24 protein-coding genes are annotated in these 23,440 nt (G+C 55.8%); 10 read left to right on the top strand and 14 right to left on the bottom strand.

Going from position 1 to position 23,440, the window contains the following annotated elements; genetic code table 11:
• Positions 1-3 precede the first annotated feature (3 nt).
• From pqiB to rmf, 3 genes are all read left to right on the top strand, one after another.
• The gene (gene pqiB / locus ACHH0Z_RS03880; RefSeq protein WP_008499933.1) at positions 4-1,644 is read left to right on the top strand and encodes an intermembrane transport protein PqiB; all 1,641 of its coding nucleotides are present in this window, start codon (positions 4-6) and stop codon (positions 1,642-1,644) included.
• Entirely contained in the window at positions 1,641-2,207 is a 567-nt protein-coding gene (pqiC, locus tag ACHH0Z_RS03875) for a membrane integrity-associated transporter subunit PqiC (RefSeq protein WP_008499932.1), read from the top strand. The genes pqiB and pqiC overlap by 4 nt, the downstream gene beginning before the upstream one ends.
• A 255-nt stretch (positions 2,208-2,462) precedes the next feature.
• Complete coding sequence (gene rmf / locus ACHH0Z_RS03870; protein ID WP_013097261.1) at positions 2,463-2,630, top strand: ribosome modulation factor; 168 nt, start codon at positions 2,463-2,465, stop codon at positions 2,628-2,630.
• Between the two features lie 70 nt (positions 2,631-2,700).
• Here rmf and fabA read toward each other — a convergent pair whose 3' ends face one another.
• The gene (gene fabA / locus ACHH0Z_RS03865; RefSeq protein WP_008499931.1) at positions 2,701-3,219 is read right to left on the bottom strand and encodes a 3-hydroxyacyl-[acyl-carrier-protein] dehydratase FabA; all 519 of its coding nucleotides are present in this window, start codon (positions 3,217-3,219) and stop codon (positions 2,701-2,703) included.
• A gap of 68 nt (positions 3,220-3,287) precedes the next feature.
• Positions 3,288-5,048, bottom strand: coding sequence for a Lon protease family protein (locus ACHH0Z_RS03860; protein WP_045406748.1), 1,761 nt, complete (start codon positions 5,046-5,048; stop codon positions 3,288-3,290).
• 186 nt (positions 5,049-5,234) lie between these two features.
• Here ACHH0Z_RS03860 and matP point away from each other — a divergent pair, with 186 nt between their 5' ends.
• Positions 5,235-5,687: a macrodomain Ter protein MatP gene (matP, locus tag ACHH0Z_RS03855; RefSeq protein WP_045406745.1), complete on the top strand. Its 453-nt coding sequence runs from the start codon at positions 5,235-5,237 to the stop codon at positions 5,685-5,687.
• A gap of 64 nt (positions 5,688-5,751) precedes the next feature.
• On the opposite strand, the gene ompA is transcribed toward matP, so the two are convergent.
• A complete protein-coding gene (gene ompA, locus ACHH0Z_RS03850) occupies positions 5,752-6,807 on the bottom strand; it encodes a porin OmpA (protein ID WP_008499928.1) in 1,056 nt (351 codons plus the stop codon).
• A 354-nt stretch (positions 6,808-7,161) separates the two neighbouring features.
• Complete coding sequence (sulA, locus tag ACHH0Z_RS03845) at positions 7,162-7,671, bottom strand: SOS-induced cell division inhibitor SulA (protein WP_021240857.1); 510 nt, start codon at positions 7,669-7,671, stop codon at positions 7,162-7,164.
• A gap of 217 nt (positions 7,672-7,888) precedes the next feature.
• Between sulA and ACHH0Z_RS03840 the strand changes: the two genes are divergently transcribed.
• The gene (locus tag ACHH0Z_RS03840) at positions 7,889-8,515 is read left to right on the top strand and encodes a TfoX/Sxy family DNA transformation protein (RefSeq protein WP_045406743.1); all 627 of its coding nucleotides are present in this window, start codon (positions 7,889-7,891) and stop codon (positions 8,513-8,515) included.
• On the opposite strand, the gene yccS is transcribed toward ACHH0Z_RS03840, so the two are convergent.
• Positions 8,472-10,634 carry a YccS family putative transporter gene (gene yccS / locus ACHH0Z_RS03835; protein WP_032651202.1) on the bottom strand — a complete coding sequence of 721 codons (2,163 nt, stop codon included), beginning with the start codon at positions 10,632-10,634 and terminating at the stop codon, positions 8,472-8,474. The two genes, ACHH0Z_RS03840 and yccS, sit on opposite strands and share 44 nt — an antisense overlap.
• Positions 10,635-10,653: 19 nt before the next feature.
• Positions 10,654-11,100, bottom strand: coding sequence for a YccF domain-containing protein (locus tag ACHH0Z_RS03830; RefSeq protein ID WP_008499924.1), 447 nt, complete (start codon positions 11,098-11,100; stop codon positions 10,654-10,656).
• A gap of 123 nt (positions 11,101-11,223) precedes the next feature.
• On the opposite strand from ACHH0Z_RS03830, the gene helD reads away from it, so the two are divergent.
• On the top strand, positions 11,224-13,278 hold the full coding sequence (gene helD / locus ACHH0Z_RS03825; RefSeq protein WP_045406741.1) for a DNA helicase IV: 2,055 nt from the start codon (positions 11,224-11,226) through the stop codon (positions 13,276-13,278).
• Between the two features lie 59 nt (positions 13,279-13,337).
• Here the strand turns inward: helD and mgsA are convergent, their stop codons facing one another.
• Positions 13,338-13,796, bottom strand: coding sequence for a methylglyoxal synthase (gene mgsA, locus ACHH0Z_RS03820; RefSeq protein WP_008499922.1), 459 nt, complete (start codon positions 13,794-13,796; stop codon positions 13,338-13,340).
• Between the two features lie 80 nt (positions 13,797-13,876).
• The gene (locus tag ACHH0Z_RS03815; RefSeq protein WP_008499921.1) at positions 13,877-14,539 is read right to left on the bottom strand and encodes a DUF2057 family protein; all 663 of its coding nucleotides are present in this window, start codon (positions 14,537-14,539) and stop codon (positions 13,877-13,879) included.
• Between the two features lie 173 nt (positions 14,540-14,712).
• Between ACHH0Z_RS03815 and ACHH0Z_RS03810 the strand changes: the two genes are divergently transcribed.
• Entirely contained in the window at positions 14,713-15,126 is a 414-nt protein-coding gene (locus tag ACHH0Z_RS03810; RefSeq protein WP_008499920.1) for a CoA-binding protein, read from the top strand.
• 37 nt (positions 15,127-15,163) lie between these two features.
• On the opposite strand, the gene hspQ is transcribed toward ACHH0Z_RS03810, so the two are convergent.
• The gene (gene hspQ / locus ACHH0Z_RS03805) at positions 15,164-15,481 is read right to left on the bottom strand and encodes a heat shock protein HspQ (protein ID WP_008499919.1); all 318 of its coding nucleotides are present in this window, start codon (positions 15,479-15,481) and stop codon (positions 15,164-15,166) included.
• A gap of 60 nt (positions 15,482-15,541) precedes the next feature.
• Entirely contained in the window at positions 15,542-16,732 is a 1,191-nt protein-coding gene (gene rlmI, locus ACHH0Z_RS03800) for a 23S rRNA (cytosine(1962)-C(5))-methyltransferase RlmI (RefSeq protein ID WP_045406738.1), read from the bottom strand.
• A 174-nt stretch (positions 16,733-16,906) separates the two neighbouring features.
• Between rlmI and ACHH0Z_RS03795 the strand changes: the two genes are divergently transcribed.
• Genes ACHH0Z_RS03795 through yccX form a run of 3 tightly spaced genes read left to right on the top strand, consistent with a single transcriptional unit; the run spans position 16,907 to position 18,556 of the window.
• The gene (locus tag ACHH0Z_RS03795) at positions 16,907-17,464 is read left to right on the top strand and encodes a kinase inhibitor (RefSeq protein WP_045406735.1); all 558 of its coding nucleotides are present in this window, start codon (positions 16,907-16,909) and stop codon (positions 17,462-17,464) included.
• Between the two features lie 10 nt (positions 17,465-17,474).
• Positions 17,475-18,263, top strand: a complete 789-nt coding sequence (locus ACHH0Z_RS03790) for an AraC family transcriptional regulator (protein WP_008499915.1) — start codon at positions 17,475-17,477, stop codon at positions 18,261-18,263.
• Between the two features lie 11 nt (positions 18,264-18,274).
• Positions 18,275-18,556, top strand: coding sequence for an acylphosphatase (gene yccX, locus ACHH0Z_RS03785; protein WP_008499914.1), 282 nt, complete (start codon positions 18,275-18,277; stop codon positions 18,554-18,556).
• On the opposite strand, the gene tusE is transcribed toward yccX, so the two are convergent.
• The 4 genes from tusE to ACHH0Z_RS03765 form a co-directional block, all read right to left on the bottom strand.
• Positions 18,553-18,882, bottom strand: a complete 330-nt coding sequence (gene tusE / locus ACHH0Z_RS03780; protein ID WP_008499913.1) for a sulfurtransferase TusE — start codon at positions 18,880-18,882, stop codon at positions 18,553-18,555. The genes yccX and tusE overlap by 4 nt on opposite strands.
• 68 nt (positions 18,883-18,950) lie before the next feature.
• Positions 18,951-19,502 (bottom strand): LuxR C-terminal-related transcriptional regulator, encoded by a 552-nt coding sequence (locus ACHH0Z_RS03775; RefSeq protein WP_008499912.1) that lies wholly within the window; start codon positions 19,500-19,502, stop codon positions 18,951-18,953.
• A gap of 10 nt (positions 19,503-19,512) precedes the next feature.
• The gene (locus tag ACHH0Z_RS03770; RefSeq protein ID WP_052672904.1) at positions 19,513-20,670 is read right to left on the bottom strand and encodes a CfaE/CblD family pilus tip adhesin; all 1,158 of its coding nucleotides are present in this window, start codon (positions 20,668-20,670) and stop codon (positions 19,513-19,515) included.
• A gap of 1 nt (position 20,671) precedes the next feature.
• Positions 20,672-23,389: a TcfC E-set like domain-containing protein gene (locus ACHH0Z_RS03765; RefSeq protein WP_045406732.1), complete on the bottom strand. Its 2,718-nt coding sequence runs from the start codon at positions 23,387-23,389 to the stop codon at positions 20,672-20,674.
• Positions 23,390-23,440: the final 51 nt, after the last annotated feature.

The following is a 23,440-nucleotide window of genomic DNA, read 5'->3' as shown; positions in this document are numbered from 1 at the left end:
AGCATGGAAAATAAGAGTGGAGAGGCGAAAGTGCAGAAGGTCAAAAACTGGTCTCCGGTGTGGATTTTTCCCATCGTGACTGCGCTGATCGGTGCCTGGATCCTGTTTTATCATTACAGCCATCAGGGGCCGGAAGTGACGCTGATAACCACCAATGCCGAGGGGATTGAGGGCGGTAAAACGACCATCAAAAGCCGTAGCGTGGATGTGGGCGTGGTGGAAAGCGCAACCCTGACCGACGATTTAACCCATGTGGAGATTAAGGCGCGCCTGAATGCCGGCATGGAAAAACTGCTGCACGGCGATTCCGTTTTCTGGGTCGTTAAGCCGCAGGTGGGGCGTGAAGGGATCAGCGGCCTGGGGACGCTGCTCTCGGGTGCCTACATTGAGCTGCAGCCGGGTGCTAAGGGTAACCAGCCAGCCCAATACCAGCTTCTGGATTCACCGCCGCTTGCACCGCCTGATGCCAAGGGCATCCGCGTGATCCTCGACAGCAAAAAAGCAGGTCAGCTCACGGCGGGCGACCCGGTTCTGTTCCGCGGCTACCGCGTCGGGTCGGTTGAGAAAAGCACGTTTGATCCACAGAAACGCGCGATCAGCTATCAGCTCTTCATTAATGCGCCAAACGATCGCCTGGTTACCAGCAACGTCCGCTTCTGGAAAGACAGCGGGATCGCGGTGGATCTGACTTCGGCAGGCATGCGCGTTGAAATGGGTTCGCTGACCACGCTGTTTGGTGGCGGCGTGAGTTTTGACGTGCCGGAGGGCCTGGATTTAGGGCAGCCGGTCGCAGAGAACACCGCTTTCCGTCTCTTTGACGATCAAAAAAGCATTCAGGATGCGCTCTATACCGATCACGTTGACTTCCTGATGTTCTTTAAAGACTCCGTTCGCGGCCTGCAGCCGGGGGCGCCTGTTGAGTTCCGGGGCATTCGTCTCGGTACGGTTGGGCAAGTGCCGTTCTTCGTCCCGGGCCTTCAGCAGGTGCTGGATGATGATTACCGCATACCGGTACTGATCCGCATTGAACCGGAGCGTCTGCTTAATCAGATTGGTGAAAATCAGGATATCGCGACTCATATCACCCAGCTGATGGAACGCGGTCTGCGCGGGTCGCTGAAAACCGGCAACCTGGTAACCGGTGCGCTGTATGTGGATATGGACTTCTACCCGAAAGCACCGCCGATTACCGGTATCCGTGAATTCGGTGGCTACAAGATCATCCCAACGGTGAGCAGCGGTCTGGCGCAGATCCAGCAGCGTCTGATGGAGACGCTGGATAAGATCAACAATCTGCCACTGAATCCGATGATTGAAGCGGCAACAAACTCGCTGAGCGAAAGCCAGGCAACGATGCGCCGTCTGCAAACCACGCTGGATAACATCAACAAGATTACGGCGAGCCAGAGCATGCAGCAGCTGCCGCAGGACATGCAGAAAACGCTGCGTGAGCTGAACCGCAGTATGCAGGGCTTCCAGCCGGGATCAGCGGCCTATAACAAGATGGTGGCAGATATGCAGCGTCTTGATCAGGTCCTGCGTGAACTGCAGCCGGTGCTGAAAACGCTCAACGAGAAGAGCAATGCGCTGGTGTTCGAAGCGAAAGATAAAAAGGATCCTGAGCCGAAGAGGGCAAAAGAATGAAAAAATGGCTATTGATGGTTGGCGCTCTGCTGTTAACGGCGTGCAGTTCAGGGGGAGATAATAAAAGCTATTATCAGCTGCCTGTGGCAACCCACAGCGGTGGGCAAAGCACGGCCAGTCAGGGAAACCGCCAGCTGTGGGTTGAGCAAGTCGCCGTGCCGGATTATCTGGCAGGAAACGGCGTGGTCTATCAGACCAGCGACGTGAAATACGTGATTGCGACCAACAACCTGTGGGCCAGCCCGCTGGATCAGCAGCTGCGCAACACGCTGGTGGCTAACCTTGGCAGCCAGCTTCCGGGGTGGGTAGTCGCATCGCAGCCGCTGGGTAACGATCAGGATACGCTGAACGTCACCGTAACGGGCTTCCACGGCCGTTATGACGGTGCGGTGGTCATCAGCGGGGAGTGGTTGCTGAACCATCAGGGGCAGCTGATTAAGCGTCCTTTCCATCTGGAGCTGAAGCAGCAGAAAGATGGCTATGACGAAATGGTGAAAGTCCTGGCTCAGGGATGGGCGCAGGAGTCGGCCAGTATCGCGAGAGAGATTTCCCGACTGCCATAAGTAAAATTCATCATCAGAAACCGCAATCGGTCTGTCGCTGATTGCGGTTTTTTTTCGTTTTCAACTCAGGTTGTTACTTGTGCCACGTCACAATTTTTGTACAAATGAACTTCCAGCTAGCTCACAAATATGACACCCGTATGAATTTTGAACATTGACGATGCGACTAATTCGGGGTATTCGTTATCTGTGCCTGTGCAGATAGTGCAGACACTGTTTTCTTTCCACCAGACAAAAGAATGAGGGAAACGAGGCATGAAGAGACAGAAACGAGATCGCCTGGAACGGGCTCATCAACGTGGTTATCAGGCCGGCATCGCTGGACGTTCTAAAGAAATGTGTCCTTATCAGACGATAAATCAAAGGTCACAATGGCTTGGAGGCTGGCGAGAAGCCATCGGCGACAGGGCACTCATAGCCTGATAACGTCTCTTTCAAAAAAGAAACCTCCGCAATGCGGAGGTTTCGCCTTTCTGGAGGTGCGAAAGCACGATCAGAACGCGGACGTGTCCTGGAACAGGCCAACCTTCAGGTCGCTTGCGCTATAGATCAGACGACCATCGACCAGCACTTCGCCATCTGCCAGGCCCATAATCAGGCGGCGGTTAACGATGCGCTTGAAGTGAATACGATAGGTCACTTTCTTCGCTGTAGGCAGAACCTGGCCGGTGAATTTTACTTCGCCCACGCCCAGCGCGCGGCCTTTACCTTCACCACCCAGCCAGCCCAGATAGAAGCCAACCAGCTGCCACATCGCATCCAGACCCAGACAGCCAGGCATTACTGGATCGCCGATAAAGTGGCAACCGAAGAACCACAGGTCCGGGTTGATATCGAGTTCTGCTTCTACGTAACCCTTATCGAAGTTGCCGCCGGTTTCGGTCATTTTCACGACACGGTCCATCATCAGCATGTTCGGGGCCGGTAACTGTGGGCCTTTCGCGCCAAACAGTTCACCGCGACCAGAGGCAAGAAGATCTTCTTTTGTATAGGATTCGCGTTTATCTACCATGTTCTCAGTAAGCCTTATTTTAGTGAAGGACGCAGGATAGCTAACACGTGTACGCTGAACAAGTCCGATCAGTTCGAACTAAACCAGCCCAGCCAGCGTAACGGCCATGGATAACGGTGACGAGCATCCTGCTGTGTCGCCTGAGCAATGCGCTCCTGGATAGTCTGCATCAGGGTGGTTTGCCCTTCGCCATCCCATACCAGGTTTGTCAGTAAGGGTAGTGCATCCTCAATCCCTTCGATGGCCCAGATAGCGAACTGCTCTTGTTCAACCGCATCCAGGATCTCCTGACTGAGGCTTAAATGGCGTGCGTTGGGAGCCGGAATAATCACACCCTGCTTGCCGTTTAAACCGCGCTGCTGACAAATAGAGAAGAAGCCTTCAATTTTCTCGTTGAGGCCACCCACAGGCTGCGCACGACCAAATTGATCCACCGAACCGGTGATCGCGATGTTCTGATTGATGGGCACTTCCGCCAGGGCGCTGATTAAGGCGCACAGTTCAGCCATAGAGGCGCTATCGCCATCCACTTCGCTGTAGGACTGCTCAAACGTCAGCGAGGCGGAGAAGGGGATCTGTTGCTCAAGCTGCAGTTCAGACATCAAAAACGCCTGCATGATCATCATGCCTTTGGCGTGAATGTTTCCGCCCAGCTCGGCTTTGCGTTCGATATCGGTAAATTCACCATCGCCAATATGCACAACGCAGCTGATACGGGATGGCTCCCCGAACGCGCGCGGATGGCCAGGGAATTCAATCACCGACAGGGCGTTGATCTGTCCGACGCGTTCGCCTTCGGTTTCCACCAGAATTTGTTCCAGCAGAATTTCATCCTGCATACGGTCAGCAAGATAGCCTTCCCGCCACTCACGCTGAGCCAGCATCTGGGTGAGCTGCTCCCCGGTGAACGCACCGCTACCGCTCACCACGCCCACTTCACGCAGCTGTTTGCCGATCCAGAGCGGGCAGAGTGGCAGCGTTTCCTGGTCACCGGTATAACGCACCGCTTCGCGGATCAGGCCTGGCCATGCGTCAGCCGCAGGCGTTGGCAGCGCAAAACGTTCAGCAACGGCCATCACCCACTGGCACCACTGCGCCATATCGTCGGCATCGGCAATCTGGATATTGTCTTCGTATTCGCTATACACCGCCTGTTCAGCCAGTTCAGGCTCCATTTCCTGGAAGTCTGCCAGCGATTCACGGTCGCCCGTCAGCACGACGGTTAATGACAGCGGCATAGACGGAACCGAGACAGGCAGAGGACGAGACTCATCGTAGCCGACCCAGTCGAAACGCTGCTGATGCACGATGGTTTTCAGACGCATCCACAGCAGCGGCTGCGAGAGCAGGGTACGCAGCGAGATGATCAGGACACCGCCATTTGCGCGATGTACCAGCCCAGGCTGCAGCGAAAGCTCGCCGTTAAACTGGCGCAGACAACCAAAGAGTTGTTCAGCCTCGACCCAGTTCGCGGTAATCACCTCGCCCTTAGCGGCAAAAAGGCCGTCAGCCTGCGCCGCCGGTTCGAAAGTTACATCATGTCCAGCGATACGATACTGGCCGCCAAAAACGGCGTTCGCTTCCGGCGTTAGCTGACGCACGGCATCCCCGAACAACGTCAGGTATTCCGCTTCTTCCGGGGCTTTGAGCAGCATGAAAGGCGCAGTTGCCCAGGGGCTTAATACCTGCTCCAGCGCATAATGCAAACGGGGCTGCGTATCGCTAAGGATGAATTCGTGTTCTTTTGCGAGATCTGGCTGTGCAAACAGTTCCTGATAACTTTCGGTATCCGGAACAAGGTCACGCCATGCAAGTTTCGTAATGGTCAAAGTTGATGTTTTTTAGTCAGATGTAAAAGCGTGGAGTATACCGTAAGCGGGGGGCTGTACCCAAGCAGGATTGGGGATTTCGACAGGGTGATTGGCTGCATTCACTCACAGGATATGATTTCTTTTCAGCAGATTGCTAAAAAACTGATATTCTGAACAGAGTTACGTGGTAACACTGAGATCGCAATGAAATATCAACAACTGGAAAATCTCGAAAGCGGCTGGAAATGGAAGTACCTGGTCAAAAAGCACCGTGAAGGGGAGCTGATCACCTGCTACATCGAAGCCAGCGCTGCGCAAGAAGCCGTGGATATTTTGCTGACCCTCGAAAACGAACCGGTACAGGTCAACGGCTGGATTGAGAAACACATTAATCCTGAGTTGTTAAACCGGATGAAGCAAACTATCCGCGCGCGACGCAAACGGCATTTTAATGCTGAGCACCAGCACACTCGCAAAAAATCAATCGACCTGGAATTTGTTGTCTGGCAGCGCCTGGCCGGGCTGGCACAACGACGGGGTAAAACGCTGTCGGAAACCATCGTGCAGTTGATTGAGGATGCAGAACATAAAGAGAAGTACGCCAACCAGATGTCGACACTGAAGAATGACCTTCAGGCGCTGTTGGGTAAAAAGTAGTTTTTTACTTTTCTTCAGACAATAAAAAACCCCGCATTGCGGGGTTTTTTTATAAGACGATAACTTATGCCGCTGGCTGAGTTACAACGTCTTTGATGCCTTTAACTTCGATCTCTACGCGACGATCTGGAGCCAGGCAGTCGATCAGTGCAGCGCGAGCTTTCACGTTGTCACAGGTGTTGCCAGTAACTGGGTTAGATTCGCCCATACCACGTGGGGAGATCTTGTTAGCTGGGATACCTTTAGAGATCAGGTAATCAACAACAGACTGAGCACGTTTCTCAGACAGTTTCTGGTTGTAAGCGTCAGAACCGATGCGGTCGGTGAAGCCCAGAACCACTACAGAACCGTCTTTAGGATCCAGGTTGCTCAGCTGGGTGTACAGCTGATCCAGTGCCTGCTGGCCTTCTGGTTTCAGAGTCGCTTTGTTGAAGTTGAACAGAACGTCAGACTTCAGAGTGAAGTGCTTGGTCTGTACTTCTGGAGCTGGAGCCGGCGCTGGAGCAACAACTGGTGCTGCTTCTTCCTGCTGGCCGAAACGGTAGGAAACACCTACGCTCAGCATGCCGTTGTCTGGACGAACACCAACGGTGTTGCCGTCGCCGATGTTGTTAACCCACTGGTATTCCAGACGGGTAGCGATGTCACGGGTCATAGCCCACTCAACGCCACCAGCGAATACTGGGGAAACACCGGTGTCATGGTCGTCGCCAGCGATGCTGTTGCTGGAGTCAGCGCGCCATACCATGCCGCCCAGACGGGTGTACACGTCCAGATCGTCAGTTACTGGGTAACCCAGTTTAGCGGTCAGCTGAACGCCCTGTGCTTTGAAAGCGCCGTTTACGGTGTCGCCTTTGTATGGCATACGACCTAACCAGTCGTAACCCATTTCAAAACCAACATACGGGTTAACCTGATAGCCACCGAACGCACCTGCACCAAGCTGGCTCTCGTGAGTTGGGCCATCATTGTTCAGGCTGCTGTTGTACCAGCCGGTGTCGTGGAACTGAGACCAGCCCAGTTTACCACCTGCATACCAGGTATTATCTTTCGGAGCGGCCTGCGCTACGGTAGCGAAGCCAGCCAGTGCCACTGCAATCGCGATAGCTGTCTTTTTCATTTTTTGCGCCTCGTTATCATCCAAAATTCGCCATGAAAGTCTCAAGAGAGAATCACGGTTAAATCCTTCACCGGGGGGCGTGGTCAAATATAAATCTACCGATATCTTCGGCTTAGGCCGAGCACCCCTGGCGATGTAAAGTCTACAACGTAGCTGAAAACTTACAAGTGTGAAGTCCGTCAGGCATATGAAAAAAAAAGTTCCGTATACCGATTATTTAACATTTTTTGAACGAATTTTGTGCAATAAAATTAAGGAGAACCGCACCAGACAAGCCTTGCCGCAATTTTAAGGCTGGGAACTAAAATCCCATCTTGCGGTCAAAAAAAATTCCAGGAAAAATCTTAATTTCACTCAATGATACAAATTTGAGTGAATTTTTAGCCCTGAAAGTTGTCCTCTGCGGTAAGAATCCGATCGAACCGGACGCATAATGAACCCGATCGCATTCCCTTCTTCAGCGGCTTCAGTCAGTCGGAAATGTTCCTCTTCCGTCAATTCTTCCGGTAACCAGCCAATCACCACGCTGTAATTTCCTGTGCGTAACGCGCGGATCATCGACTCAACGGTATCGCAAGGCGGAAGTTGATTAATCTGCATGACCTTGGTCAGCGGAAGGCCTGCGGATTGAACCCACTCGCGACTCAGCTTTTGCTGAGGCGTGAGCCAAAGCTGCCAGCGCGATTGCTGACCGAGCTGTTGTAATAATGGCAGTAAAAGAAGTTGCGTTAACAAGGGCTGGTCTTCACGATAAACCACTTCACTGATAAGCCCTGTGGAAACACGCTCGACGGAATTCTGCGCGACATTGCCTGCGGCAGAAGAGAGAGAGGTTGCGCGATTTGCATAGCCTGAAGTGTGCATATTCATTCCAGCCCTGTAGTTACTGTATGGATATACAGTAACCCCTGTATGCCCAAAGATCAACCTCATTTTCGGAAAGCGACTCGCAAAATTCATTCAATCTTGATGCCCCTCGAAAAATCATCTTGCTCAACGACGATAAGTTGCCTATTTTCCTGCTAACGGATCCGCTAGTAAGAAATTTCGTTGTTAGCCTATGATTTTGAAGGGAAATATCATGAAAAAGATATCTTATGAACGGATTTATAAATCCCAGGAATACCTCTCTCCGTTGGGCGAGATTCATCATCGCGCGCTGTTTGGCGGTTACACCCTGGCAGTGGATGATGCGGTCTTTGCCATGGTGTCCGATGGCGAACTTTACCTTCGCGCGTGTGAAGAGAGTGCAAAATACTGTGTAAAAAATGCTTCCTCCTTCTTGACGTTGATGAAGCGAGGCCGCCCGGTGCTGCTCAACTATTATCGTGTGGATGACGGATTATGGCAGGACAGGGAGCGGTTGCTTCAGCTCTCCTCGTTTGCACTCAGTGCGGCAAGGAAAGAGCGCTATCAGCGTCATCAACGAAACCGTCTTAAGGATCTGCCGAACCTGACCTTTCAGCTTGAAGTCTTGCTCTTTGAAGCCGGTATCACCAATGAAGAAACGCTGCGGGCGCTGGGCGCCAGAGCGAGCTGGCTGAAGATGCGGGCAAAGAATAAGGCACTCAGTATAAAAGTGCTCTTTGCGCTGGAAGGGGCTATCGAAGGGCTGCATGAGGCGGCGCTCCCGGCAGTTATCCGCCGGGAGCTGACGGAGTGGTTTAATGCGCTGCCTGAGCCGCAGGAGAGTCGTTCCTCCAGGTAGCGATGTGCTGTTGCAGACGGCAAATTTCAGGCAGCAGAGCGATCAGCAGGCCTATCTGCTGAAGAACCAGCGGCGCTTTGCTGTCATTTCCCGGGTCAAGATGCGCAATGCGTTGAGCCAGTTCATCCAGAGCCTGTCGAACGCGCGGTTCATCGGCCGGGCGGTGATGAAGCGCATCATCGACATAGCAGACGGCGTCATCGAGGAGGTTGAGAACCGCCGGGTTAGTGAGCTTTTCGCGGTGGGCCCCCAGCGTCGAAATATAGCTGGTGAAGGTATGGTTCAGGCAGAGCAGGCGGAACGCTGTCTCACGAATCTCAGCCGTGGCGCGCGGCTCCGTTGACATGTTAGAGACAACGGAGGCCAGTTCAGCATCACTGTTATGCGCGTCGCGACGTGCTATCCGGTAAGCCAGACGGTTATCGCGGCCCTGGTGGTACTGCTCCAGAATAGCGTCAAGGTAACGACAGTTGGCATTCATCGCCCTGTCTACCACGCGCGGCAAATTGCGAAAACGCCAGTCCGGCCAGATAAAGCTGACCGCGGCCCAGGCAATCGCGCAGCCAATTAGCGTATCAATCACGCGGGGCAGGGCGACTTCAAACCCTTCACCCAGCAGATTAAAGCAGAGCAGCACCAGCAGCGTGATGAACATGGTGGCATGGGCGTACTGCACGTTGCGAAACGCGAAAAACAGCACGCCGGTGATCACGATCAGAATCAGCTGCCCTTCGACGGAAGGCACGAAATAAAGCACCGGCAGGCCGATTGCGACGCCGACCAGCGTGCCGATAATACGCAGCGCCAGGCGGTGTCGGGTGGCGTTATAGTTCGGCTGGCAGACGAACAGGCTGGTCAGCAGGATCCAGTAGCCATGATGCAGCCCGGTTATCTGGATAAAGGCATAACCCACGCACAGCACCAGCGACATTCTCACCGCGTGGCGGAAGAGAGCCGACTCCGGGGTAAAGTTGCGGCTCAGGCGTAGCCACATATCGCTAAAACTGTGCACGCTGTCATCAGCAAGCTGATTGTCGACCTCACTGCCCGGAAGCGCCATCGCCTGCTCGGACTCGATGGTCGCCAGCTGAGCATCAATTGCCCGCAGGTTATTCAGCAGAAAGCCCAGCGCTTTGATGTGTTCCGGTGACGTTCCGCTGGCCTGAACGCGGTCGAGTGCCGCATCAAGATGGCTAAATACGCGTTCAAAACGTGGATCATGCTGATAGGGCGTGCGCAGCAGAATGGAGCGCGAGAGCTGCTGGCACGCCTGGGACTGCATGGAGAGCAGGCGCTGGAAGCGGAACATCACGTCGCTGTAGCGGAACTTCTCGCGCAGGGCGGCATACTGGACGTGCGAGGAGCTGGCGCGTTCATGAATGTCCTGGGCGGCAAAATAGTAGTGTAAGGTTCTTCGCGTTCCGCGCTGACCGCGATCGCCGCGCAGACGGGTCAGCAGAGAGGCTTTTGTCTGGTTAAGGGTGGCGACCAGTTGACCATTTGCCAGCGCCAGATCGTAGAGCGGCGCCTGGCTTTCTTCCTCGATATCCGGGTCGAACAGCCGGGATTTCAGTTCCAGATAGTGGGCTAGCTGCTCAAAGCTGCGGGCAAGGTTGTCCTGCAGAGGACGAACAGGGAAGATCAGATGACCGGTTAAGGTCAGCAGGTTATACCAGATGGCACCGAGCAACAGCAGAACCGGCTGCTGGTACCACTGGTCGTAGAGGGATGCGCCCAGCATGGTGTAGATGGCGATCAGCAGGGCGCCAAACGCGATAGTGGCATAGCGCTGCCCGAGGCCGCCCAGCAAAATAAACCCGCTGGTTGAGAGCGTCAGACCCAGGGCAAACAGCCAGGGCCAGGGGAAAAGTAACTCAACGGACGCTGACGCAATAAAAAAGCAGACGAGCGTGATGACCAGGTTGCGTAAACGCCCGGCCAGACGATCGTCCAGGTCCGCCAGCGCCCCAGCCACGACGCCCAGCGTGAGCGGGATGGTGAGCTTGACGTCATTCAGCCACCAGGGCAGGGCAACCGTGCCGCAAAGTGCGATAAATATCCTGACGTTATAAAGCCAGGTGCTGTTCCAGGTATAACGGCGAAGCAGTGGGCTTAGCATAAACGCGGCCAGTCCTTAGTTACTGAAAACGACGACGCGCATTGGCTTCACGCGCCGCCTGGGCCACTTCGACCGGAACAACCCTGCGCCCGACGGGCCAAAGAGCGATAGCGGCGATCTTAAAGTTCGCGATCCCCACCGGAATACCAATAATCGTGATGCACTGCGCAATACCCGCAAAAATATGCATGATGCAGAGCCACCAGCCGAAGAAAATCAGCCACAGAATGTTAAGCAGGGTACCCCCCGTATTCATCAGGGCGTTTTTGCTCTCCGGATTCAGCTCGTCAACGTGGATGGCTTCATTTCCGTAGGGGACGAAGGAGAGTTTTGTGATTTCCCAGCAGGAGCGAGTCAGGGGGAGCGTGAAAATCAGGACGATGCTCACCAGCGTGGCAAAAAGCCAGGAAAGGGTGGTGGCAAAACCGCCCAGCACAAAATTCAACACATTCAGAACGGTACGCATAAACCCTCACTTCCTTTCGATAAAATTAACGCCCAATGATTGTAACGTTTTTTTAGGCTGGAGCACCTTAAAACTGGCAGTTACACTGTCAGGTAAATTATCTCTTCGTGGATTTGGCGGAACATGGAACTGAAAGCAACGTCGTTAGGCAAACGTCTGGCGCAACACCCTTACGACCGGGTGGTTCTCCTTAATGCCGGGGTAAAAGTCTCTGGAGAACGCCACGAATACCTTATTCCGTTTAATCAGCTTCTGGCTATCCACTGCAAACGCGGGCTGGTGTGGGGCGAACTCGAGTTCGTACTGCCTGACGATAAAGTCGTGCGTCTTCACGGCACCGAGTGGGCAGAAACCCAGCGTTTCCACCATCACCTGAACGCGCTCTGGCAGCAGTGGAGTCAGGATATGAGCGTGATTGCCGCCGGAGTGCTTCAAAAGGTGTTGGACGATATCGCGCAAAGCAACGCGCAGCATTCGTGGCTCACCCGTCAGCAGACCGCCGGGTTGCAGCAAAAGATCCGGCAGGCACTCTCGGCGCTGCCGTTATCCGTGGCGCGTCTTGAGGAGTTTGACAATTGTCGCGACGCCTGGCGCCAGTGCCAGGCCTGGCTGAATGATAAGGATAAAAGCCGACTCGCCCATAATCAGGCCTGGACGGACGCCATGCTCACCCAATACGCCGACTTTTTCAGTACGGTGGAGTCTTCTCCGCTTAATCCGGCTCAGGCGCGCGCGGTGGTCAACGGCGAGCAGTCGCTGCTGGTGCTGGCGGGGGCCGGTAGCGGTAAAACGTCGGTGCTGGTCGCGCGTGCCGGCTGGCTGCTGACGACCGGGGAAGCGGTCGCCGATCAAATTCTGCTTCTGGCCTTTGGCCGCAAGGCGGCCCAGGAGATGGACGAACGGATCCAGGAACGTCTGCATACCCGGGATATCACGGCCAGAACCTTCCATGCCCTTGCTCTGCATATTATTCAGCAGGGCAGTAAAAAAGTGCCTGCTATCAGTAAGCTGGAAAACGACGCGCAGGCGCGCCAGGCGCTGTTTATCAAAACGTGGCGCCAGCAGTGCAGTGAGAAAAAGGCGCAGGCGAAAGGGTGGCGTCAGTGGCTCGAGGAGGAACTCAACTGGGACGTGCCGGAGGGCAGCTTCTGGCAGGATGACAAACTGGCGCGTCGGCTGGGTTCACGGCTTGACCGCTGGGTAAGCCTGATGCGAATGCACGGTGGAACGCAGGCAGAGATGATTGAAAGCGCGCCGGAGGCTATCCGCGATCTGTTTTCGAAGCGGGTCAAGCTGATGGCGCCGCTGCTGAAAGCCTGGAAAACCGCGCTGAAAGCGGAAAATGCCGTCGATTTTTCCGGCCTAATCCACCAGGCCATCATCATTCTGGAGAAGGGGCGCTTTGTCAGCCCGTGGAAACATATTCTGGTGGATGAGTTCCAGGACATCTCTCCGCAGCGCGCAGCGCTGCTTTCGGCACTACGGGCGCAAAATAAGCATACCTCGCTGTTTGCGGTGGGTGACGACTGGCAGGCCATCTATCGCTTCAGCGGGGCGCAGCTTTCGCTGACGACCGCATTCCACCACTATTTTGGCGAAGGCGATCGCAGCGATCTGGACACCACCTACCGCTTCAATTCACGGATTGGTGAAATCGCCAACCGCTTTATCCAGCAGAACCCGCATCAGCTGGCAAAGCCGCTCAATAGCCTGCGGGCAGGGGATAAAAAAGCGGTCACCCTGCTGGCGGAAGACCAGCTGGAACCGCTGCTGGACAAGCTCAGCGGCTACGCGAAGCCTGATGAACGTATCCTGGTGCTGGCGCGATACCATCACCTCAAACCCGAGGCGCTGGAAAAGGCGGCCACCCGCTGGCCGAAGCTGCAGCTTGAATTTATGACGATTCACGCCAGCAAAGGGCAGCAGGCCGACTATGTGATTGTCATGGGGCTGAAAGAGGGGAGCGACGGTTTCCCGGCCCCGGCCCGCGAGTCGGTCATAGAGCAGGCCCTGCTGCCGGTGCCGGAAGACTTTCCGGATGCCGAAGAGCGGCGTTTGCTGTATGTGGCGATGACCCGCGCGCGCCATCGCGTGTGGCTGCTGTTCAATAAAGAAGAGCCATCCGTGTTTGTCGATATTTTGAAGAGCATTGATGTGCCAGTGGCGCGGAAGCCGTAACGCCGCCGGGCAAGGATGGGTAGGCCGGGTAAGGCGTAGCCGCCACCCGGCAAAAAAAGCTACTTCAGTCTCTCTGAAAGATAACGCTGATAGTCCGGAATAAGGATATCTACCGGCGAGTTAAACTGCGGCGATTCGATGATGAAATCCGCCGTCGAGAGGTTTGTCGCCACCGGAATATTCCACACCGTCGCCAGGCGCAGCAGGGCCTTGACGTCCGGGTCGTGCGGAACCGCGTTCAGTGGATCCCAGAAGAAGATCAGCACATCAATCTTTCCTTCGGAAATCTGTGCGCCGACCTGCTGATCGCCGCCCATCGGGCCGCTCAGCATGGCGTTTACCTCCAGACCCGTTTCGCGCTGGATCAGGTTACCGGTGGTGCCGGTCGCCGACAGGGCGTGCTTTTCCAGCAAAGACTGATGGCGGCGAACCCAGTTAAGCAGCATTTGTTTACAGTGATCGTGCGCTACCAGAGCAATGTGTTTGCGTTCCGGGAGCGTGCGTGTTGTCAGTTCCATAATCATATCCATCAGGTTAACTGCCTACACGATGACGGGAACCGTCTGACGCTGCAAGAGAAAGGCGTAAAAAATGTGGCTTATGATGAAGGTTGTTGTTTTGCCCATTGTAAAAACCGGGCCCGCGTGTCGGCATCGGCCTGCTGGAACCAGAATTTAAGGCGCTGTTCCGTCAGGGCCTGGGACTGGGGGGGAATGACGTCCAGTTCAGAGACGCCGGAAAGCAGCGTACTGTCGTCAGCCATCATGGTGGCAAACTGAGGAAGCGACGCGCGTTTACCGGCTTTGTTATAGGTCTGCGTCGCGGCCTCGTAGTCCGGACCTTTCGGTGAAGTCGTCAGCGCCAGAATATCCAGCTTCGCCGGAATCGGCATCGCATCCCCGTCCAGCAGTTCAATGCGGGGAGACGCGTCGAAGGCCGCTGATTCCTTCTCCGTTTCAAGGCGTGGCAGGGTAATATTCACCTGACTGATTTGTCGGGTATTAAAGCTGACGATCAGCGGCGGGGAGATGTACATCCGTTGCTCGTGATTGGCCAGACCGATCGATTTTTCTACGCGGAATACCAGCTGATGCGGTCCGTTATCCAGCTCGATACTGTCCGCACCGCGCAATAACGAACTGGAGACCTTTTTTCCGTCCAGTACCAGAAGATCAATATCGGTAGAGAGCCGGAGCGTGGTCGCAAAAACGCAGACCGGCATCACTAACGCAATCAGAGCAGTGGCAATACCGGTTTTCATAGAAGGCTCCCGTCAGAAATCCTGTCGCCGCATTAATGTATCTAAATTTTTCGATAATCACGTTTACTAACATATAGACATATTTGGCCGTTTTGCCCTCATGCATCGGTATGGGATGGATGGTTGAGATGTGCGGTTTGGCGTACACTTTTAAAAAAGCCAGGAGAAAAACCATGAAAGAGAACGATATTGCCGAGATTCTGACATCCACGCGTACCATTGCGCTGGTGGGCGCGAGCGATAAACCCGATCGTCCCAGCTATCGGGTGATGAAATACCTTCTCGATCAGGGCTATCACGTCATCCCGGTCTCGCCAAAAGTGGCGGGGAAAACCTTACTGGGCCAGCAGGGTTATGCCACGCTCGCTGACGTGCCGGAAAAAATTGATATGGTCGATGTCTTCCGTAATTCCGAGGCGGCGTGGGAAGTGGCGCAGGACGCTATCGCCGTCGGGGCGAAAACGCTGTGGATGCAGCTGGGCGTGATTAACGAGCAGGCTGCCGTGCTGGCGCGAGATGCGGGGCTGAATGTCGTCATGGATCGCTGTCCGGCGATCGACATCCCCCGTCTGGGGCTGGCGAAGTAATAAAAAAAAGCCCGTTCATCGGGCTTTTTTTACACGCTTAGTTCCGCAGGCGCGGAGCCTGTAACTGTTTGCGGATAGTCTGAGCAAGTTCATCCATAGTGGGTTGCTCCGGATGCTCTTCCTGCAGCTCGCTGCTTAGCTGCGCTTCGGCAAGGTAGGTGTGAACGGGTTGCCCGTCGTCACCTTCCATCACCACATGGTACCAGGGTGCAGCGCGAAGCTCTGCGTTCACCGCCAGCTCGTCTGCTGACGGCTCATCAAGGGAATACTCCGGGTCGATATCCACGACCACACCCAAATACCCGAGCAAAGTGTGGCGGACCTGCTGGCCGATACCGAATTTGCTGGCAATCATAGTCACCTCCCGGGAAATACGACTTACACGTTATGTGCGGGCAATATTTCTCTTTTCAAGTTACATGACGCGACAGGCAAACCCTTTCAGATACAGTCCTTCCGGGTAGGTAGCAATCACGGGGTGATCGGCTGCCTGACGGAACTGCTCTATAAATTGTACATCACGGCCAGCATCTATTGCGGCATCAGCGATGATTTTCTGAAATAAATCTGTGGTCATCAGGCCGGAGCAGGAGAAGGTGAGCAAAACCCCGCCCGGATTCAGCAGCTGGATAGCCAGCATGTTGATATCTTTATATCCGCGGCAGGCGCCCATCAGCTGGCTTTTGTTCTCCACAAACTTTGGCGGATCCATCACGATGACGTCGAACTTCTCGCCCTGATCGCGGTATTTACGCAGCAGCTTGAAGACGTCGTCGCGTATAAATTCGGCTTTGCTCAAGTCCAGCTTGTTCAGCTCGACGTTCTGTTTTGCCACGTCCAGCGCTTCCTGCGAGGTATCCACGCTGACCACCTGGACACAGCCGCCCATCAGCGCCGAAACGGCAAACCCACCGGTGTAGGAGAAGCAGTTGAGCACGCGTTTGTCGGCAACGTACTGACGCGTCGCGAGGCGGCTGTCGCGCTGGTCAAGGTAGTAACCCGTTTTGTGCCCGCCCTGAATATCCACCAGCAGCTTCATGCCGTGCTCTTCAATCGGCAGCAGGGCAGGCGGCAGTTCACCCGTGACCGGCCCCTGAGTCAGCTCCATGCCTTCTTTTTTGCGCACCGCCACATCGCTGCGGTCGTAAATGGCGCACTGCGGGAACAGCGTTTGCAGGGCGCTAATCAGCGCAGCGCGCTGGTATTCCGCCCCGGCGCTCAGGAGCTGCAGCACCAGGAAGTTACCGAAGCGATCGATGGTCACGCCCGGCAGGCCGTCAGACTCACCGGCAATCAGGCGGTAGCTGTCCAGCCCGTCGCGTTTAGCCAGCCAGTCGCGCCACTGCTGCGCCTGCTGCAGACGACGCACGAAGAAGTCGATGTCGATGGTTTCGTTTTTATCGAAGGTCCAGACGCGCGCGCGGATCTGGGAGGCTGGCGAGTAGGCGCCTCGCGCTAACCATTTCCCCTGGTGGTCCACGATATCAATGGTTTCACCGAGGCTGGCTTTGCCTTCCATACGGGCAACCGCGCCGGAAAAGACCCAGGGATGACGGCGCAGTAAGGATTTCTCGCGCCCTTTGGCTAACACTAAACGTACACTCATAATTTGCTGTTCTGTCGATTTCAGGGAAATGGCGCGTAGAGTAGCACACTCAGCAAGGCGCAATCATCTGCGGATGCCGTTGAGCGTTTCGGCACAAAATCAAATCGCTTAAGCACATTACGGCACTGCGGCGGGATATACAGTGGGATTCCAGTTCAGCAAAGGAACCCCCCCATGAAAAAGCGCAGTGTGATCGCAATAGCCGCTCTGGCGGCAATGAGTTTTCAGGTTTTAGCCGCAACGCCTTTCAGCATCACCAGTCAGGATATTTCCGGCGAGCGCCATTTAGCGCAGCCGCAGGTATTCGAGGGATTCGGCTGCCACGGTGGTAACCAGTCCCCGCAGCTGGCGTGGACAAATCCGCCCGCGGGTGCGAAAAGTTTTGCCATTACGGTCTATGACCCGGATGCGCCTACCGGCAGCGGCTGGTGGCACTGGACAGTAGCCAACATTCCCGTGAAGACAATGACGCTGCCCGCTGATGCCGGTAACCCAAATGGCGAAAAATTACCTGCTGGCGCTGTGCAGGGGCGTAATGATTTCGGTTATTCTGGATTCGGCGGCGCATGTCCCCCAGCCGGGGACAAGCCTCACCGCTATCAGATGACCGTCTGGGCGCTGGACGTGGATACCCTGCCCGTCGACAACAATGCGAGCGGCGCGCTGGTCGGCTTTATGCTCAATAGTCACGTTCTGGCAAAGGCTCAGTTAACCGCAACCTACAGCAGATAAGGATGGCGAGGTGCAGGAGTTCCATTTTCGACATAAACATCTCACGGCGGGTGAAGTGAGTGCCAGCAAAATGCATCGCCTGCACCAGGTTAAGCTCTTTTTCCCGGCGATTTGCCATATCACTCACGGCAGCAAGGTGATTGTGCAGGACGATAACCGCCTGGTGGCCACCCGGGATGAACTCATCATTATCCCTGCCAATACGGCAATGGAGATCATCAATCAGCCTGCAAACGGCCTGTTTCACTCGGACTTGCTGATGTTATCGCCGGAAATCGTTGCCGAGTTTAAAGCGCATTACCTGAAATCCTGGCCACGCACGACGCTGCATTCGCTCTGCGCTCCGCTGAGCGAGGGGCTGGCGTTTATGTGGGATAACCTGCTGCACGCCGTGCGTCAGGATTTACCGGAGGCGCTGCAAAAACATCAGGCCTTCGGTCTGTTGCTGGCATTGCTGCATGACGGCGTGGCAGGTCCGCTGCTTATCGAGCGAAGCAATAACCTGACCGAGCAGGTGCGACAGTTCATTATGTTGTCGCCCGCCAGAGCCTGGACCGCGCAGGACGTCGCCAGCCGTCTGGCCCTGAGCGTGCCGACGCTGCGAAGACGGTTACGCGAGGAGTCACAGAGTTTTCGCCAGATTGTCGAGGAGGTGAGGATGGCCGTGGCTTTGTCACAGCTACAGTCAACCCGATTACCGATTGGCGAAATCGCATTACAATGTGGGTATCTTTCCAGCTCTCGTTTCACCGCCCGTTTCCGGCAGCACTACGGTTGTTTGCCGAAAACGCTACGTTAAGGAGAAGAAGAATGTCTAAAGTCTGCACCATTGCCTGGGTTCACGGCGTCGTTCAGGGCGTGGGTTTCCGCTACAGTACCCAGCGCGAAGCGATTGAGCTTGGGCTAACGGGATACGCGCGCAACATGGATGACGGCAGCGTTGAGGTGGTCGCCTGCGGCGAAGCGGAGCAGGTCGACAAGCTGGTGGCGTGGCTGAAAGCGGGCGGGCCGCGCAGCGCGCGGGTTGATAAGGTCTTAACGGAACCCCATCAACCGGGGCGCGAATACGTCAACTTCGGTATTCGGTATTAAATACACTTCACCGGCTTAGGCAGGCCGGCAATTTTGGTGGCCTGTTTTGCCGGACCTTTCGGGAACAGGCGATAGAGATAGCGGCTGTTGCCTTTCTCTTCACCGAACTTATTGGCCATCGCCTTGACCAGCATGCGGATGGCCGGAGAGGTGTTGAACTCGAGATAAAACTCGCGCACAAAACGCACCACTTCCCAGTGTTCGGGGGAAAGAGTAATCCCTTCGTTTTCCGCAATTTTCTCCGCCAGCGGTTCGCTCCAGAGCGTTGTATCTTTCAGATAGCCTTCGCTATCGGTCTCAATTTCCTGGCCTGCAAAAATGAACATAATCTTCTGTCGTAGGTGAAAAATCGGCGACAGTGTAGCAAAAAAGCGGGCTCAGGATAAACCGTGACCTACAGGAGCAACTGAAGCAGGTTGTTGGCATTGAGCTTCTTCAGCGCGTTGCATTTATGGGTTGAAACCTGTTTCTCCGACATGTGCGTCACGATGGCAATGTGGCGGACCGGCAACCCGGTCAGCATCAGATCGAGCACGTTGAATTCCGGAACGGTCAGGCAGCAGTCCAGGCTTCGAACGCGGCGTGGCTCTTTTGCCAGCAAATACGCCGCATCGGCAACGGCGATCCGGTCGTCGATGATATAAAGCGTTAGCGTACTGAAACGCTTGCGTAAATGCGTCGCCAGCGCCCACCCCTTTTCGTTGCAGACCAGATAAAGGCTGCCTTTCCAGCGGGCGGCTTCCAGCCTGAGCAAAATGTTGATCAGCGCCTGATGCGTCGCCGCCACGGAAAAACGGCAGCGGACGACAATCACGCGGCGGGTAAGCAGCGTTGGCTGCCATTGTACAGTATCGCTCTGGACTTCTAACTGAACGCCCCGACGCAGCAGCGCATAGCGCAGTCCTTCGGCGTAAAATCGATTATTGTCGAGAATGGCGTAACTCACGGTGACCTCGTTATAACGTGCTGGGCGTATAGATGACGCGCAGCGTGCCGGTATAGTCGCCCGCGTTTTTACTGCTGGCGGCGAACGCGGGGGTTTTCAGGATAATTGGCGCAGGAATGCACAGTACGCTCTCGCGTCCGCCGGGCAGCACGACCTGACGCAGATACTGCGGATCGTTAGTGCCTTGCCAGACTACGGTTTTACCGTTCGCGACGGTTTCGGTTGCGCCTGTGACGGGATGGGTAACGGAGACCTGATAGTCGAGACGGTCCCGCGCATCCGTCTGGCTTCCACCGCGCCGCCGGATAGAAAACGCGCCTTCGGCACGTCCCGCTGAGGGAAGCCCGTCATCTTCAAAACGAAGATAGGCGCGGGTGCTGGTGCTGTTTTTGCCGTCGTACAGGCACATATCCAGCGTGTTTTCCCCCTTGATCTCGCTGCCCCCGGGGCGCCCCGGGAAGTTGGTCAGGTTGAGGTTAACGATGGGCGTGGAGTGCGGAAAGGCTGGCAGATAAATCTGCTGGTTTCCCGGGTCGACCACCTCAATGCGAATATTTGCCTGCCATTTGGCGATGGTGAGATAGCCAGGACAGCCGACATTCACGTCATTGAAGTTGCCGCCGCAGTCGGCGCTTCCCCACTGGCGCAGGTTCTGCTTCAGCGTGGCGGTCCAGATCCCCGGCAGGGCGAGCTTATCCAGTTCGCTTTTCACGATATAGAAATCGAAGTAGGGCTCTCTGTTCCAGTTAGCAATTTCCGTCGTCCCTCCCGTGACAAAGCTGGCAAAGGTGAACACTTTATTGTTGATAAACATGTAGTGATCGCCATACACCTTGATATTCACCGTCTTGCCGGTAAGAGAATGGGTAAACGCTAAATTGATGGCATAAGGCGCGGCCGGGTTCGCCGAGAACCAGACCGGTGAGTTCATGCAGGCGCCGTTCGTGGTATCGGTACGGGACTGACAGGTCAGGGTATTGCGCCCCCACTTTTGCGGATCGGCGGCGTCAAAGCCGCCCGATTCATGAAACCAGATGTCAAAACGGGCGGGCGGCGCGGTGCGATCGAAGCTGATCCCTACGCTGGTATTTCGTCCCGAGGGAGAGCCTGCCAGCGTCTGGCCGGCCCACAGGCTTAAGAACAGTAAAATAAAGAGGCACTTAATCACATCATTTCCCTTTAGTGAGGCTATCGGAGTTCATGGCAGTCGGTCCAGCAGGGACCGACCGTCCGGCCAGCATCAGCTGTGCCTGCTGCTGGACGGCATCCGGCAGGGCGGAGAAGGTTAACTCCTTACAGGGGATCGACCCGACGTAACGCACCACGTCGCGCATACTCTTCACGTTCAGCGCACACTGATAAAACTGCTGCTGACGCACCAGGTAGAGGTTATGCAGCAGGGCGTCGCTTTGGGCGCTAAACCCGCCGTTGCCAAGGTCGCTCCAGCCGTTCACGTTCAGCGGCACGCCGCCGATAAACGGCGAATGACGCTCGTCGGTTAACTGGCCGAGCCAGGTGTAGCTTGCGGTGGTTTGCACGTCCCGACGCAGCAGTTTGCCAGGCACCATAAACAGCGTTCTGCTGCCCGATCCTTGCGTGATTTCACTGCTGGCTCCTCGTGAGACATCCAGCGATTCGTTAACCGTCAACGTTGTCTGCTGATAGCCCGGCACCGCGAAGAGGGCGCGGCTATTGCCTGGAATATCGGCACTGCCGCCGTTATCCAGCGACACGGCGACGCGCGGATCCTGAGCATCTTCCGGCGTGGTCACGTTCACCGCGACGGCGGAAGCAGGGCGACCGTCGCTCCAGCGGCCCAGCCACAGGCCAGAGCGGGACAGCGCAAACGTCGAGCTGTAGTTGCCGCTGCTGCTCAGCGTATGGCGACGATCCTGACGATCCCAGGCGTCGCTGACGGTCAGACTCCCGTTGCCATATCGTCCGCCCTGGCGCGTATAGGCTGAGGTATTCAGCGAGTCGCTGTTAATGCCCGACGCGCTGAGGCCGTACTCATTTTCGCCGCGGGCATCGGCATACCAGTTATGCGCCACGTTGTAGCTCATCTGATTTTTTTCACGTTGCTGGTGCTGCCATGTCGCGCCCAGAGAGGTGTAGCTTGACGCATCGCCCTGGCGGTTATGCGCCATGGACAGGCTCACGCTCAGGTAGCCGCCTTTATCCCTGCCTTCGCGGGCGTCATCGTTACGCATGAACAGGTTAATGCTGCTGTTAATGTTCAGGCCATGGGTGCTGAAGGCATTGCTCAGGCCAGCCTGCCAGGCCCGCGTGCGCGAGCGGGTCATATAGACCGATTCCCACGGCAAACCCGCATCGTGGCGATCGTCACTGTCCGGCAGCTCCCGGCGTGAAACGTACCGGCCTTCGTTGCGGTTATCCGAATACCCCAGGCTCGCATACCAGGCGCCGACCGGGACGGAGAACATCACCGAGAGGGTGCGATAACAGCCGTTCACGGTGTCAAATCCCGCGTTTTGGGTGTTGCAGTTTTCAGCGGATAACGCGTTGCGATAGACGCTCAAAGAAAAACCGTCGTTGTAGCTGATTTGCTGGATATTGCCGCGCTGGCCTTCGCTGCCGTAGAGGTAGCTAAACCGGGTACTCAGCACGCCATCGATCGGGCCCGCGTTGAAGCCCCGGCTCCAGTCGAGCGCGTTCTCCAGGAAACGCTGGTTTTTCTTGAACGTTGCGCCGCTGGTCAGCGCCAGCGTCGGGGTGACGGGCAGACGAATGCCCGCCTGCGCAACCGCGCGGCGCTCTTCGTTTTGATCGCTATTATCGGTTTCGCCCGCCTGCAGGAACCACTCGACGCGGTCAAATGGCGTAATGCCGGTTCGGGTAAACGGCACCTGCTCGGTGCGCGTCAGCCGGTTATTTTCATTGATGGAGAGCGTCACGGTGTAGCTCCCGTCCGGGAACGATCGCGTGTCCAGGGTTTGCGCCCCGGCATTCAGATAGAAGCTCGCCAGCAGCTGATTGCCCCGGCGGGCGTCGATACGCGCGTCATGGGAAAGCAGCACGGTAACAGGGGTTCCCTTCGACTGCTGAACCGGGTTCATCCACGCCCGTGTTGAACCCGTGCGCAGGCCGCGAATTTTGCCCAGCGGCAGCTGGCTGAGGGTGATATTTCCGCCAGCGTTACTGAACAGATCGCGGGTATCCATCTCGCCTGCCTGGACGTAGTACTGACGCAGGATATCCTGGCGGAACCAGGCGTTGTTGACGGTGACCTCCTGCTGCTGCTGGTGCCGTGAACGCTGCCCCAGCCAGGTCCAGTCGAGATTCACATAGCCGTCCTGGGTGAGCGCCAGCGCGCCGTTGCCCTGCACGGTGGCCGACTGATAATCCCTGTCGGCAACGAAGTTAATGTTTTGTTGATGGATCAGCGCATTTTCGGTGCCGTGCGTGGGCTGATACCATGCGTTCTCTGCCGTCTGCTTAGGCAGAAATTTCTTGTCCAGGAACAGGTTAATGCGGGCGTTATTCTCGTCATAAATAATGGCCGCGCGATCGGTATTGATGTAATCGCAGCCCGCTGCGGAGCCGTTGCTGCTGCAGGCCAGGTTGCCGTTACGGGCAAGCGGAACGGCCAGCGCGGCAGAGACGGTGGCAACGAGGGATGGGGCGTCATTAAAACGGCGTTTGATGGCCGCTACTACGTTCTCAGGTGCGACAAAGCTCACCGTTTCAAGCGTGATATCCGTTTCAAAAAGGCCCAGCGATTCGCCGTAGAGGTTCACCTCGGTCCACAGGCGCTGCGTCTTTGCCAGATCTTCAAAACCTGGTGGGACGGCCAGCCCGGCGCAGGCGAGTTGGATGGAAGCGGGTAACAAAGCAACAAAGAGGAGAGTATTTCTGTGAAACGCCATGAACGAGCCTCGACATCATCCTGACGTCAGAGGGTGGGCACCCTCTGACGT

The organism is Enterobacter cloacae complex sp. 2024EL-00227 (assembly GCF_043945315.1).
Taxonomy (GTDB): domain Bacteria; phylum Pseudomonadota; class Gammaproteobacteria; order Enterobacterales; family Enterobacteriaceae; genus Enterobacter; species Enterobacter roggenkampii.
This window is presented reverse-complemented; position numbering and strand designations above follow the sequence as displayed.

Bases quoted from the DNA above. Each gene is read 5' to 3' on its own strand.
- ACHH0Z_RS03795 (WP_045406735.1), top strand. From the start codon at position 16,907: ATGAAAAAGCGCAGTGTGATCGCAATAGCCGCTCTGGCGGCAATGAGT.
- mgsA (WP_008499922.1), bottom strand. From the start codon at position 13,796: ATGGAACTGACAACACGCACGCTCCCGGAACGCAAACACATTGCTCTG.
- ompA (WP_008499928.1), bottom strand. From the start codon at position 6,807: ATGAAAAAGACAGCTATCGCGATTGCAGTGGCACTGGCTGGCTTCGCT.
- ACHH0Z_RS03810 (WP_008499920.1), top strand. From the start codon at position 14,713: ATGAAAGAGAACGATATTGCCGAGATTCTGACATCCACGCGTACCATT.
- rlmI (WP_045406738.1), bottom strand. From the start codon at position 16,732: ATGAGTGTACGTTTAGTGTTAGCCAAAGGGCGCGAGAAATCCTTACTG.
- matP (WP_045406745.1), top strand. From the start codon at position 5,235: ATGAAATATCAACAACTGGAAAATCTCGAAAGCGGCTGGAAATGGAAG.
- pqiB (WP_008499933.1), top strand. From the start codon at position 4: ATGGAAAATAAGAGTGGAGAGGCGAAAGTGCAGAAGGTCAAAAACTGG.
- ACHH0Z_RS03815 (WP_008499921.1), bottom strand. From the start codon at position 14,539: ATGAAAACCGGTATTGCCACTGCTCTGATTGCGTTAGTGATGCCGGTC.
- ACHH0Z_RS03840 (WP_045406743.1), top strand. From the start codon at position 7,889: ATGAAAAAGATATCTTATGAACGGATTTATAAATCCCAGGAATACCTC.
- yccX (WP_008499914.1), top strand. From the start codon at position 18,275: ATGTCTAAAGTCTGCACCATTGCCTGGGTTCACGGCGTCGTTCAGGGC.
- helD (WP_045406741.1), top strand. From the start codon at position 11,224: ATGGAACTGAAAGCAACGTCGTTAGGCAAACGTCTGGCGCAACACCCT.
- tusE (WP_008499913.1), bottom strand. From the start codon at position 18,882: ATGTTCATTTTTGCAGGCCAGGAAATTGAGACCGATAGCGAAGGCTAT.
- yccS (WP_032651202.1), bottom strand. From the start codon at position 10,634: ATGCTAAGCCCACTGCTTCGCCGTTATACCTGGAACAGCACCTGGCTT.
- rmf (WP_013097261.1), top strand. From the start codon at position 2,463: ATGAAGAGACAGAAACGAGATCGCCTGGAACGGGCTCATCAACGTGGT.
- sulA (WP_021240857.1), bottom strand. From the start codon at position 7,671: ATGCACACTTCAGGCTATGCAAATCGCGCAACCTCTCTCTCTTCTGCC.
- pqiC (WP_008499932.1), top strand. From the start codon at position 1,641: ATGAAAAAATGGCTATTGATGGTTGGCGCTCTGCTGTTAACGGCGTGC.
- fabA (WP_008499931.1), bottom strand. From the start codon at position 3,219: ATGGTAGATAAACGCGAATCCTATACAAAAGAAGATCTTCTTGCCTCT.
- ACHH0Z_RS03765 (WP_045406732.1), bottom strand. From the start codon at position 23,389: ATGGCGTTTCACAGAAATACTCTCCTCTTTGTTGCTTTGTTACCCGCT.
- hspQ (WP_008499919.1), bottom strand. From the start codon at position 15,481: ATGATTGCCAGCAAATTCGGTATCGGCCAGCAGGTCCGCCACACTTTG.
- ACHH0Z_RS03830 (WP_008499924.1), bottom strand. From the start codon at position 11,100: ATGCGTACCGTTCTGAATGTGTTGAATTTTGTGCTGGGCGGTTTTGCC.